General features: G+C 53.9%; 13 protein-coding genes. 11 read left to right on the top strand and 2 right to left on the bottom strand.

From position 1 onward, the window contains the following. Positions 1-2 precede the first annotated feature (2 nt). On the bottom strand, positions 3-809 hold the full coding sequence (locus tag Q5705_19135) for a dienelactone hydrolase family protein (GenBank protein ID WLI76657.1): 807 nt from the start codon (positions 807-809) through the stop codon (positions 3-5). A gap of 258 nt (positions 810-1067) precedes the next feature. Here Q5705_19135 and udp point away from each other — a divergent pair, with 258 nt between their 5' ends. The 10 genes from udp to tatD all read left to right on the top strand — a co-directional run bounded on the left by udp (position 1068) and on the right by tatD (position 10377). Next, the gene (gene udp, locus Q5705_19140; protein WLI76658.1) at positions 1068-1829 is read left to right on the top strand and encodes a uridine phosphorylase; all 762 of its coding nucleotides are present in this window, start codon (positions 1068-1070) and stop codon (positions 1827-1829) included. A 124-nt stretch (positions 1830-1953) separates the two neighbouring features. Then, on the top strand, positions 1954-3246 hold the full coding sequence (locus tag Q5705_19145; GenBank protein WLI76659.1) for a Fic family protein: 1293 nt from the start codon (positions 1954-1956) through the stop codon (positions 3244-3246). 105 nt (positions 3247-3351) lie between these two features. Continuing rightward, complete coding sequence (gene rmuC, locus Q5705_19150) at positions 3352-4809, top strand: DNA recombination protein RmuC (GenBank protein WLI76660.1); 1458 nt, start codon at positions 3352-3354, stop codon at positions 4807-4809. A gap of 66 nt (positions 4810-4875) precedes the next feature. Further along, positions 4876-5631, top strand: a complete 756-nt coding sequence (gene ubiE, locus Q5705_19155) for a bifunctional demethylmenaquinone methyltransferase/2-methoxy-6-polyprenyl-1,4-benzoquinol methylase UbiE (protein ID WLI76661.1) — start codon at positions 4876-4878, stop codon at positions 5629-5631. Between the two features lie 11 nt (positions 5632-5642). After that, positions 5643-6248 carry an SCP2 domain-containing protein gene (locus tag Q5705_19160; protein WLI76662.1) on the top strand — a complete coding sequence of 202 codons (606 nt, stop codon included), beginning with the start codon at positions 5643-5645 and terminating at the stop codon, positions 6246-6248. Then, a complete protein-coding gene (ubiB, locus tag Q5705_19165; GenBank protein ID WLI76663.1) occupies positions 6245-7885 on the top strand; it encodes a ubiquinone biosynthesis regulatory protein kinase UbiB in 1641 nt (546 codons plus the stop codon). The genes Q5705_19160 and ubiB overlap by 4 nt, the downstream gene beginning before the upstream one ends. Before the next feature lie 102 nt (positions 7886-7987). Continuing rightward, positions 7988-8257, top strand: a complete 270-nt coding sequence (tatA, locus tag Q5705_19170) for a Sec-independent protein translocase subunit TatA (GenBank protein ID WLI76664.1) — start codon at positions 7988-7990, stop codon at positions 8255-8257. 3 nt (positions 8258-8260) lie between these two features. Further along, the gene (gene tatB / locus Q5705_19175) at positions 8261-8785 is read left to right on the top strand and encodes a Sec-independent protein translocase protein TatB (GenBank protein WLI76665.1); all 525 of its coding nucleotides are present in this window, start codon (positions 8261-8263) and stop codon (positions 8783-8785) included. 2 nt (positions 8786-8787) lie between these two features. Then, complete coding sequence (tatC, locus tag Q5705_19180) at positions 8788-9552, top strand: Sec-independent protein translocase subunit TatC (protein ID WLI76666.1); 765 nt, start codon at positions 8788-8790, stop codon at positions 9550-9552. 42 nt (positions 9553-9594) lie between these two features. Beyond that, positions 9595-10377, top strand: a complete 783-nt coding sequence (gene tatD / locus Q5705_19185; GenBank protein WLI76667.1) for a 3'-5' ssDNA/RNA exonuclease TatD — start codon at positions 9595-9597, stop codon at positions 10375-10377. 7 nt (positions 10378-10384) lie between these two features. Here tatD and rfaH read toward each other — a convergent pair whose 3' ends face one another. Beyond that, entirely contained in the window at positions 10385-10873 is a 489-nt protein-coding gene (rfaH, locus tag Q5705_19190) for a transcription/translation regulatory transformer protein RfaH (protein WLI76668.1), read from the bottom strand. Positions 10874-11043: 170 nt separating this feature from the next. Here rfaH and ubiD point away from each other — a divergent pair, with 170 nt between their 5' ends. Beyond that, positions 11044-12531 carry a 4-hydroxy-3-polyprenylbenzoate decarboxylase gene (gene ubiD, locus Q5705_19195; protein ID WLI79066.1) on the top strand — a complete coding sequence of 496 codons (1488 nt, stop codon included), beginning with the start codon at positions 11044-11046 and terminating at the stop codon, positions 12529-12531. The last annotated feature ends 3 nt before the right edge of the window (positions 12532-12534 follow it).

A 12534-nucleotide genomic window follows, 5' to 3' on the forward strand; every position in this document is an offset into this window, starting at 1 on the left:
CTTTACTTTTTACCGTACTGCGCAAACCAGGCCAGCATCCGATGCCAGCCATCTGCGGCCGATTCGGGGTGATAGCTTGGCCGGTAATCGGCGTTAAACGCATGTCCCGCTTCGGGATAGACAATAATCTCCGCGTTGGCATTCGCCGCCCGCAGCGCCTGGCGCATGGTTTCCACGCTCTCCTGCGAAATACCGGTATCCTGCGCACCGTATAAACCCAGCACTGGCGCGGTCAAATCCGTGGCGATATCTACCGGATGCTTCGGCGAATTTAGCGTTTTTTCTCCCGTCAGTTTGCCGTACCAGGCGATGGCCGCTTTCAGTTGCGGGTTATGCGCGGCATACAGCCACGCGATGCGGCCGCCCCAGCAAAAACCAGTCACCATCAGCTGATGTGCGTTGCCACCGTTTCGCGCCGCCCAGTTGGCAACGTGATCGAGGTCGGCAAGGACCTGCGCATCCGGCACTTTACTCACCAGAGCGCTGAACAACGTAGGAACATCGGCAAAATCATTCGGATCGCCCTGGCGGAAATAGAGTTCCGGTGCGACGGCAAGATAGCCTTCCAGGGCAAGGCGGCGACAGATATCGCGAATATGTTCATGCACGCCGAAAATTTCCTGTATGACGATCACTATCGGTAGCGGGCCATCCGCATTTTTTGGGCGTGCGTGAAAAGCGGGCATATTGTCGCCCTGCGTTGGAATCGTGGTTTCGCCGGCGATTAAGGCATCTTCCGGCGTGTGGACAATCGTTGAAGCATGAGGTGAAGCCGCAGGTGCAAAGCCCGGCTGGTCGTTGGTTGTCATGGCATTCTCCCTACCCTTTATTAGCGCTTCAATAACTATAGTCGGGAAGACCTGGCCGTGCGCAACTCCCCGTTTTCCAGGCTATCTTTGCTGCTGAGTTGATGGATACAACCTGTTAATGTGATTCGCGTCACTATTTTATGGAACTAGAGTGCAACCATTTTCATTCATGGTGATTTCTATCACGAAATCAAGCGCGTGGCTTCTGTAAAGTACCTCTTTACCTCTCCTGATAAAACCGACCACAAGGAGTCTGTTATGTCCAAGTCTGATGTTTTTCATCTCGGCCTCACCAAAAACGATTTACAAGGGGCTACGCTGGCTATCGTCCCTGGCGATCCTGAGCGTGTGGAAAAGATCGCCGCGCTGATGGATAAGCCGGTCAAACTGGCCTCTCACCGTGAATTTACCAGCTGGCGTGCAGAGCTTGATGGCAAATCAGTGATTGTTTGTTCCACCGGTATCGGCGGGCCGTCCACTTCTATTGCGGTGGAAGAGCTGGCTCAACTCGGTATCCGTACCTTCCTGCGTGTCGGCACAACCGGCGCGATTCAGCCACATATCAACGTTGGCGACGTGCTGATCACTACCGCTTCCGTGCGCCTCGACGGCGCCAGCCTGCACTTTGCGCCGATGGAATATCCGGCCGTTGCTGATTTCGCCTGTACCACTGCGCTGGTTGCTGCGTCAGATGCGATTGGCGCGACCAAACACATCGGCGTCACCGCCTCTTCCGACACCTTCTATCCGGGCCAGGAGCGTTACGACACCTTCTCTGGCCGCGTGGTGAACCGCTTTAAAGGCTCCATGGAGGAGTGGCAGTCGATGGGCGTGATGAACTACGAAATGGAGTCCGCAACGCTGCTGACCATGTGTTCAAGCCAGGGTCTGCGCGCCGGGATGGTTGCCGGGGTGATCGTTAACCGCACCCAGCAGGAGATCCCGAACGCCGAAACCATGAAGCAAACCGAAAGCCACGCGGTGAAAATCGTCGTTGAAGCCGCGCGTCGGCTTTTGTAATTCTTAATCGCGTCATACCTTGACGGCTCCCATCCGGGAGCCGTTTTTTATTCTGGCTTTTATTGACTCTGTTTATGTGAAGTTCATACTATCTCAAAATCAAATAAAATTGAGATAGTATGCGATGGGTATCAAACGGCCACCTGCTTTAACGCCTCTTGCCGCTATCAGCGGTGAGCAAATGGAGAAATACCATGCCTGGGCGCGCGTGCTTGATGATAAAGGACGGTATTTGCCCTGGGATGAGTTCCAGTTTCGGGTTAAAGGAGCGGATCCCGTCCTGGCATGGAGTTTTACCCGGCGGGCGCGCAGTTCTGCCATGCAATTTATTGACTATGCCAATGAACAGGGACAACAGGCCGGCTTCAATAAAACCAGCAGAATCGATGCGCTCTGTGAACAAGTAGATAAATACACCACAGCGCAAGCGCTAAATCAGCAACATGAACGTTTACAAGGTATCGGCGTGGCGCTTAGCCAACTCCAGTTTGACGAGGCGATCACAAGTAGCCAACTGGAAGGGGCAAATACCACCACGCTCATTGCGCGCAACATGCTGGCAACCGGACGTAAGCCACGCACTGAAAGCGAACAAATGATTGTGGGGAATGCCCGTTTGATGGCTGAGATTTCTGCACATTTAGCGGAGCCGTTAACCCCCGCTCTGATTCGCCATTTTCATGCTGTCGGCATGGCGGGTATTGATGATGCAAAATATACGCCGGGGGACTATCGCATCACGGATGACATTGTTATTGCCGATTACGATGGCAATATCGTGCATCAGCCTCCCGCAGCCTCGCAGATTGCTATGCGTCTGGAAAAAGTGTGCCACTGGGTTAACAACCGCGATGTGTATGTTCACCCGCTTATCCGCGCATGTAGCCTGCATTTTATGATTGCCCATGAGCACCCGTTTCGTGATGGGAATGGTCGCACCAGCCGCGCACTATTTTACTGGTACATGCTGAAATCGGGTTACGACGTGTTCCGCTATATCTCGATCAGCCGCTTGCTTTATGCCGCGCCAGTGAAATATGCGCACAGTTATCAGCACACCGAAACCGACAACATGGATTTGACCTACTTTCTGGATTATCAGGCCGACATTATCAGCCGGGCGATAAATCATTTTTACAAATATATTGAATCACTTATTAGACGGCGTGTGGAGATGGATCAGCGTCTTTTCGCCTCCGGTGCAATATCGCGCTTGAGTCAGCGTCAGGTGACGCTATTCAATATCATGCTTGCTCAGCCCGGTATGGCGATTACTGCCGCGCGGGTTTGTGAAAGCCTTGGGGTCTCGGATAATACAGCGCGTAATGATTTGCGTGCGCTGGTGCGGGAAGGCCTTGTCGAAGAGCGCAAGATTAATGGCCAACTGACCGAGTATGTCGCCAGAGGCTATTCATAGCCTTAAGCTTCTCGTTCTGCGTACTTCTTCGCAGAAAATCCCCTTTCAAACTGGACGTTTATACAGCACAATCCCGACTGGTATGCGTTATGAAGAGGGAGCGGGATGGAGACTTCAATCATCGTCTTGGCAGCGGTTGCGCTGGCAGGATTACTGGTCGGCTGGCTGGCCGCAAGCTGGCGCGGGGCGCAACAGCAGGCGGAATTGCTCGCTGAGCAGCGCGACGTCTTTAGTGAGTTGAGTGCCGCACGCCAGCAAATCAGCCAGAACGAACACTGGCGCGAGGAGTGCGAACTGCTCAATAACGAGCTGCGCAGCCTGCAACATATCAACAGTTCACTGGAAGCGGATCTGCGCGAAGTCACCACCCGGCTGGAATCCACTCAGCTTCATGCCGAAGAAAAATTGCGTCAGATGCACAGCAGCGAGCAGCGTCTGAGTGAGCAGTTTGAAAACCTTGCCAACCGTATTTTTGAGCAGAGCAATCGCCGCGTTGATGAACAGAATCGCCAAAGCCTTAATGGCTTGTTAATGCCACTGCGCGAGCAACTCGACGGTTTTCGCCGCCAGGTGCAGGAGAGCTTTGGCCAGGAAGCGCGTGAACGCCACACGCTGGCCCATGAAATCCGCAACTTGCAGCAATTGAACGCCCAAATGGCGCAAGAAGCCATTAACCTCACCCGCGCGCTGAAAGGCGATAACAAAACCCAGGGTAACTGGGGCGAAGTGGTTCTCACCCGCGTGCTTGAAGCCTCTGGCCTGCGCGAAGGCTATGAATACAAAACCCAGGTCAGCATAGAAAATGAGAGCCGCGCCCGCATGCAGCCGGACGTTATCGTGCGTCTTCCGCAGGGCAAAGACGTGGTGATTGATGCCAAAATGACGCTGGTGGCCTATGAGCGTTACTTCAATGCCGACGATGAGTTCACCCGCGAAAGCGCGGTACAAGAGCACGTCGCCTCTGTGCGCAACCATATACGCTTGCTGGGCAGGAAGGATTACCAGCAGTTGCCCGGTCTGCGTAGCCTGGATTATGTACTGATGTTTATTCCGGTCGAACCGGCTTTCTTAATCGCCCTCGACAAACAGCCAGAACTGATCACCGAAGCTCTGAAAAATAACATTATGCTGGTCAGCCCGACCACGTTACTGGTGGCGCTACGCACCATTGCCAACCTGTGGCGCTACGAGCACCAGAGCCGCAACGCCCAGCAAATTGCGGAGCGGGCGAGTCGCCTGTATGACAAGATGCGCCTGTTTGTCGACGACATGACAGCCATTGGGCAGGGGCTTGATAAAGCGCAGGATAATTACCGCCAGGCGATGAAAAAACTCAGTTCCGGGCGCGGTAACTTGCTGGCGCAGACTGAAGCATTCCGCGGGCTTGGCGTCGAGATCAAACGCGAGATTAATCCGGAATTAGCCGCAGAAGCGCAGGCGCAGGACGAAGAATTTCGTCTGCGGGCAGGACAAGATGCGTTTAACGATCATAATGAAGACAACGCATTAGACACCGCACTGCCGGGCGATGAACCTGCGGCGAAGGCCTCGTCGGGTGGTTGAAACGTAGGGCAAACGCGTCCAATCTGATACACTTCATCAACAAATTCTTCAATAGCAGGCACTAAGATGGCGGAAGATTCAAAAGATACGACACACTTTGGTTTTCAGACCGTCGCCAAGGAAAATAAAGCCGATATGGTGGCGCATGTTTTCCATTCGGTTGCGTCAAAATACGATGTCATGAACGACTTAATGTCGATGGGTATTCACCGTTTATGGAAGCGGTTCACCATCGATTGCAGCGGTGTTCGTCGTGGGCAAAAAGTCCTCGATCTGGCTGGCGGTACAGGCGATCTCACCGCTAAGTTTTCCCGCCTGGTCGGGGAAACTGGTCAGGTTGTGCTGGCCGATATCAACGATTCAATGCTGAAAATGGGGCGCGAAAAACTGCGCAATCTCGGCGTGATTGGCAATGTTGAATATGTTCAGGCAAATGCCGAAGCGCTGCCTTTCCCGGATAACACTTTCGACTGCATCACCATCTCTTTTGGTTTGCGTAACGTCACCGACAAAGAGAAAGCGCTGCGCTCTATGTTTCGCGTGTTGAAACCGGGCGGTCGACTGCTGGTGCTGGAGTTTTCCAAACCGGTTATCGAGCCGCTGAGCAAAGCCTACGACGCATACTCTTTCCATGTCCTGCCGCGTATTGGCCAGATGGTTGCAAACGATGCGGAAAGCTATCGCTATCTTGCTGAATCCATCCGTATGCATCCCGATCAGGACACCCTGAAAGCCATGATGCAGGACGCAGGTTTCGAAAACGTTGACTACTACAATCTGACTGCCGGTATCGTTGCTCTGCACCGTGGCTATAAGTTCTGACAGGAGTGCGTATGCCCTTTAAGCCGATGGTGGCCGCGGGAATCGAACGCGTGCTGAATACGTTTTTATACCGCGAAGGTGCGCTGAAACCGGCGCGTCAGCGTCTGCATGGCAAAGTTTTGCGTGTTGTCCTGCAAGAGTTCGCTTCACCGTTTGTGCTGGTGTTCAGCGAACGGCAAGTTGATGTGCTGGGGGAATGGGAAGGCGAAGCCGACTGTTCCGTCATCACGCAACTGCGGGTGTTGCCGAAACTGCGCGACCGCCAGCAGCTCACTGCGCTAATTCGCAGTGGCGAGCTGGAAGTGCAGGGGGATATTCAGGTGGTGCAAAACCTGGTCTCGTTGATGGATCTGGCTGAATTCGACCCCGCAGAAGTGCTCGCGCCGTGGACCGGTGACATCGCCGCTGAAGGCATTAGCAAGTTCCTGCGCGGCGGCGCACGCCTTTTTCGTCACGGCTTTCAGCGCCAGCAACGCTATGTTTCTGAAGTTATAACGGAAGAGTGGCGTCTCGCACCTGGCGCGCTGGAAGTTGCCTGGTTCGCAGAGGAGACGGCAGCCGTGGAACGTGCTGCGGATGCCTTAGCCAAACGCCTGGATAAACTGGAGGGCAAATGACGCCTGGAGAACTACGGCGGCTCTATTTCATCATCCAGACTTTTTTGAGTTACGGGCTTGATGAGCTCATTCCTAAAATGCGTATCACCCTGCCGCTGCGACTCTGGCGCAGGACGCTGTTCTGGATGCCCAACCGGCATAAAGAGAAGCAGCTTGGTGAACGTCTGCGGCTTGCGTTGCAGGAGCTGGGTCCGGTATGGATTAAATTCGGGCAAATGCTGTCAACCCGTCGTGATTTATTCCCCCCGCTTATCGCCGATCAACTGGCTATGTTGCAGGATCGCGTTGCGCCTTTTGATGGTCATCTGGCCAAAAAACAGATTGAAAAAGCGATGGGCGATCAACCGGTTGAAACCTGGTTTGACGATTTTGACATCACACCGTTGGCTTCTGCGTCCATTGCGCAGGTACATACCGCGCGGCTGAAAGAGAACGGCAAAGAAGTGGTGATCAAAGTGATCCGCCCGGACATTTTGCCGATCATCAAAGCGGATTTGCGCCTTATTTATCGTCTGGCTGGCTGGGTTCCGCGCCTGTTGCCGGATGGTCGCCGTCTGCGCCCGCGTGAAGTAGTGCATGAATATGAAAAGACGCTGATCGATGAACTCGATTTGCTGCGCGAATCAGCAAACGCTATCCAGCTGCGTCGCAATTTTGAAAACAGCCCAATGCTCTACGTCCCGGAAGTTTATTCTGACTATTGCAGCCAGGACATGATGGTGATGGAGCGCATCTACGGCATTCCGGTTTCCGATGTTCCGGCGCTGGAGAAGAACGGCACCAACCTCAAGCTGCTGGCGGAGCGCGGCGTGCAGGTGTTTTTCACCCAGGTCTTTCGCGACAGCTTCTTTCATGCCGACATGCACCCGGGCAATATCTTTGTCAGCTACGATCACCCGGAAGATCCGCAATACATCGGGATTGACTGCGGCATTGTTGGCTCGTTGAACAAAGAAGATAAACGCTATCTGGCGGAAAACTTTATCGCCTTCTTTAACCGCGACTACCGCAAAGTGGCGGAACTGCATGTGGATTCTGGCTGGGTACCGCCAGACACCAACGTTGAAGAGTTCGAATTTGCCATCCGCACGGTCTGCGAGCCTATCTTTGAAAAGCCTCTGGCGGAAATCTCCTTCGGCCATGTTCTGCTTAACCTGTTCAATACGGCGCGTCGCTTCAATATGGAAGTGCAGCCGCAACTGGTGCTGCTGCAAAAAACACTGCTCTACATTGAAGGCGTTGGTCGCCAGCTTTATCCGCAGCTCGATTTATGGAAAACGGCGAAACCTTTCCTTGAAACATGGATCAAAGATCAAGTCGGCATTCCTGCGCTGGTCAGGGCTATCAAAGAGAAAGGCCCGTTCTGGATTGAAAAAATGCCGGACGTACCTGAACTGATCTTCAACGGATTGCAGCAAGGAAAACATTTGCAGCAAAGCGTTGATAAAATCGCCCATGAGTTAGAAGTCAACCGTGTCCGGCAGGGGCAGTCTCGTTATCTGTTTGGTATTGGCGCAACACTGCTGTTAAGCGGCACGCTATTGCTGATTAGCCGACCAGAGTTGGGCAATAATCCCTTATGGCTGATGGTGGGTGGTCTTGCCGTATGGCTGCTGGGCTGGCGCAAGACGCGTTGAGCGAATGTCGCTTGCGCAATGCCGGGTCGACACATGCAGCCTGAGGGATAACGTGTATACTGGGGCCTGTTTTTAAACCTTATCTCTTTCAGGGGAATCTCTATGGGTGGTATCAGTATTTGGCAGTTGGTGATTATTGCGGTTATCGTCGTGCTGCTGTTCGGTACAAAAAAACTCGGTTCAATTGGATCCGATTTAGGTGCATCGATCAAAGGCTTTAAAAAAGCCATGAGCGACGATGATAAAAAAGAGAGTCAGGATAAATCGGCAGAAGCAGAAGATGCAGATTTTACCGCGAAAACGCTCTCTGATAGCCGTAGCCCCGACGATGCTAAAAAAGACGAAAAACGTCACGACAAAGAGCAGGTGTAATTCGTGTTCGATATAGGTTTTGGCGAACTGTTACTCGTTTTTGTGATAGGCCTCGTAGTGCTCGGGCCGCAACGCTTGCCCGTGGCTGTGCGTACGGTTGCTGGCTGGGTTCGCGCGTTGCGCTCGCTGGCAACCACCGTGCAAAACGAATTGACGCAGGAACTTAAGCTACAGGAATTTCAGGACAGCCTGAAAAAGGTTGAGAAAGCGAGCCTGGATAACCTGTCGCCAGAGTTAAAAGAGTCAATGGACGAATTGCGTCACGCGGCGGAATCGATGAAGCGCTCATACAGCGCCAACGATGCAGAAAAAGCGAGTGACGAAGCACATACCATCCATAATCCGGTGGTGAAAGATAGCGAAGCGCAGCACGAAGGCGTCACGCCTACCGCGGCTGAACATCAGGCGAGTTCCCCCGATCAGGTTCCCGACGTCGTGGCTGAGAAAAAAGCGCCGGTAGTGAACCCAGCAGTAAAAGAGGCCGCGCCGGTTTCCGACTCCACACCTTCTGCAAGTGATAAATCCTGAACATGGCTGTAGACGATACTCAACCGCTGATCGCACATCTTATCGAGCTGCGTAAGCGTCTGCTGAACTGCATTATCGCGGTGATGGTGATTTTCCTCGCGCTGGTCTACTTCGCGAATGATATTTACCAACTGGTCTCCGCGCCGCTGATTAAACAGATGCCGCTGGGCGCGACGATGATCGCCACCGATGTGGCATCGCCGTTTTTCACACCGATCAAGCTGACCTTTATGGTGTCGTTGATCCTCTCCGCCCCGGTAGTTCTGTACCAGGTGTGGGCCTTTGTCGCCCCGGCACTGTATAAGCACGAGCGCCGCCTGGTGGTGCCGCTGCTGGTTTCCAGTTCGCTGCTGTTTTACATCGGCATGGCATTCGCCTATTTCGTGGTCTTCCCGCTGGCGTTTGGTTTTCTGACGCACACAGCGCCGGAAGGCGTGCAGGTTTCCACGGATATCGCCAGTTATCTCAACTTCGTGATGGCGTTGTTTATGGCTTTTGGCGTGTCGTTCGAAGTGCCGGTCGCCATCGTTTTGCTGTGCTGGATGGGCGTCACGACGCCTGCCGATCTGCGGCAAAAACGCCCGTACGTATTAGTTGGCGCGTTTGTCGTCGGCATGCTGCTAACGCCGCCGGATATTTTCTCTCAGACGCTGCTGGCGATCCCAATGTACTGCCTGTTTGAGGTCGGGATATTTTTCGCCCGCTTCTATGTAGGTAAACACCGCGTCCCGGACGACGAGAACGAAACAGAGACCAGCGAAGAGTAATATTCAGCCGCCCGACAGGGCGGTTGTTGTATGGGGAAAAGCATGTTTGATATTGGCGTGAATTTAACCAGTTCCCAGTTCGCTAAAGACCGCGATGAAATCGTTGCACGAGCCCAGGCGGCAGGCGTGACGGGGATGTTGATAACCGGCACCAACCTGCATGAAAGCCGACAGGCGCAGCAACTGACGCAACGCTATTCAGACAGTTGGTCTACCGCCGGGGTACATCCTCATGACAGCAGTAGCTGGACGGAGGAAACCGCGCAGGCCATTCGTGCGTTAGCGGCGATGCCAAATGTTGTGGCGATCGGCGAATGCGGGCTGGATTTCAACCGTAATTTCTCCACGCCACAGGCGCAGGAAGTCGCGTTCAGCGCGCAGCTGGCGCTGGCTGCGGAATTGAATATGCCGGTTTTTCTGCACTGCCGTGATGCGCATGAGCGTTTCCTGGCGCTGCTGGATCCGTGGCTGGATAAACTGCCCGGCGCGGTATTGCACTGTTTTACCGGGCCGGCGCAGGAAGCAAGAGAGTGCATCGAGCGTGGGCTTTATCTTGGGGTGACCGGTTGGGTTTGCGATGAGCGTCGCGGGCAGGAACTGCGTGAAGTGGTACCGTTGATCCCCGCTGAGCGCTTATTGATTGAAACCGACGCGCCGTACTTATTACCGCGCGATCTCAACCCAAAACCTGAATCCCGGCGTAATGAACCCGCCTGGCTTGGCCATATTCTCGCCACTGTTGCCGGGCTGCGCGGTGAAGAACCTTACTGGCTGGGCACGGTGACGGACCAGAATGTGCAGCAGCTTTTTGGCATTGATTTTTAAGCCGGCGTCAGGCTTTGCGGAAATCGGTATTTTTAACGCTTTGCAGCACCTGTTTATTAAGCAGATGTAGCAGAAGCATTGAACGCGCTTCGCCATCCGGCTCTTTAAAGATGGCCTGCAATCCTTCAAGCGCCCCTTCCGTAATGACCACGTCATCGCCGGGGTAGGGTGTTTGCGGATCGGTGATGCCTTCCGGTTGCCAGGCTTCGAGCTGTTGGATAACGGCGTAAGGGACACTTGCCGGATGCATGCCAAAACGCACGAAGTGGCTGACGCCGCGCGTCGCGTTAATCGTAGTGGTATGAATGACCTCGGGATCGAATTCCACAAACAGATAGTTCGGGAAGAGCGGCTCCCTCACCGTTGTTCGTTTACCGCGAACGATTTTTTCCAGGGCGATCATCGGCGTCAGGCAGGCGACTGACTGGCGCTCCAGATGTTCCTGGGCACGCTGAAGTTGGCCTCGTTTGCAGTAGAGTAGATACCAGGATTGCATAATGACTCTTTTCCGTAAGTTCGGGCGCAAGAATACCAAAACCACCGCATGATGGCTAAGTTGATTATAACGCTCACTTACCAACGTCGTTGTATTTCACGCAGATTTAACAAAAATACAGCAACCTCAGGACGAACACCGTATAATAAAGCGCTTATCTGGAGGCGATAATACACCGCATGAAATACAACGATCTTCGCGACTTTCTGACACTACTCGAACAACAAGGCGAGCTGAAACGCATCGCTCTTCCGGTTGATCCTCACCTGGAAATGACGGAAATCGCCGATCGCACGCTGCGTGCGGGTGGCCCGGCGCTGTTGTTTGAGAATCCGAAAGGGTATGCGATGCCGGTGCTGTGTAACTTGTTTGGCACGCCGCGTCGTGTTGCGTTAGGCATGGGCCAGGACGACGTCAGCGCTCTGCGGGAAGTGGGTAAACTGCTGGCGTTCCTGAAAGAGCCAGAGCCGCCAAAAGGTTTCCGCGATCTCTTCGATAAACTGCCGCAGTTTAAGCAAGTACTGAATATGCCAACCAAACGGCTGCGCGGCGCACCTTGCCAGCAGAAAGTAGTGCAGGGTGATGATGTCGATCTGACGACAATCCCGATTATGCAGTGCTGGCCGGAAGATGCCGCGCCGCTGATTACCTGGGGGCTGACGGTAACACGCGGGCCGCATAAAGAGCGGCAGAATCTGGGGATTTACCGTCAGCAATTGATTGGCAAAAACAAACTGATTATGCGCTGGCTCTCTCATCGTGGCGGTGCACTTGATTTTCAGGAGTGGCAAGCCGCTCACCCTGGTGAACGTTTTCCCGTTGCCGTGGCGCTGGGAGCCGATCCGGCGACCATTCTTGGCGCGGTCACGCCGGTGCCGGACACGCTTTCTGAATACGCATTTGCCGGGCTTTTACGCGGGACCAAAACCGAAGTCGTGAAGTGCGTGTCGAACGATCTGGAAGTGCCCGCCAGCGCCGAAATTGTGCTGGAAGGTTATCTTGAACCCGGCGAGATGGCGCCGGAAGGGCCGTACGGCGATCACACCGGTTATTACAATGAAATCGATAATTTCCCGGTGTTTACCGTTACCCATATTACCCAGCGCGAAGATGCGATTTATCACTCCACGTATACCGGGCGGCCGCCGGATGAACCCGCGGTGCTGGGCGTGGCGTTGAACGAAGTGTTCGTGCCGATCCTGCAAAAGCAGTTCCCGGAAATCGTTGATTTTTATCTGCCGCCGGAAGGCTGTTCTTACCGCCTGGCGGTGGTCACCATTAAGAAGCAGTACGCAGGCCACGCCAAACGCGTGATGATGGGCGTCTGGTCTTTCCTGCGCCAGTTTATGTACACCAAATTTGTGATCGTGTGCGATGACGATGTTAACGCCCGCGACTGGAATGATGTGATTTGGGCGATTACCACCCGGATGGATCCCGCCAGGGACACGGTTCTGGTGGAAAATACGCCGATCGATTATCTGGATTTTGCCTCGCCAGTTTCCGGGCTGGGTTCAAAAATGGGACTGGATGCCACCAATAAATGGCCTGGCGAAACCCAGCGTGAATGGGGACGACCAATCAAGAAGGATCCCGATGTAACGGCGAGAATCGACGCTATTTGGGATGAACTGGCCATACTGGATACCGAAAAATAGACC

It is taken from the genome of Kosakonia sp. H02 (genome assembly GCA_030704225.1).
Classification (GTDB): Bacteria; Pseudomonadota; Gammaproteobacteria; order Enterobacterales; family Enterobacteriaceae; genus Kosakonia.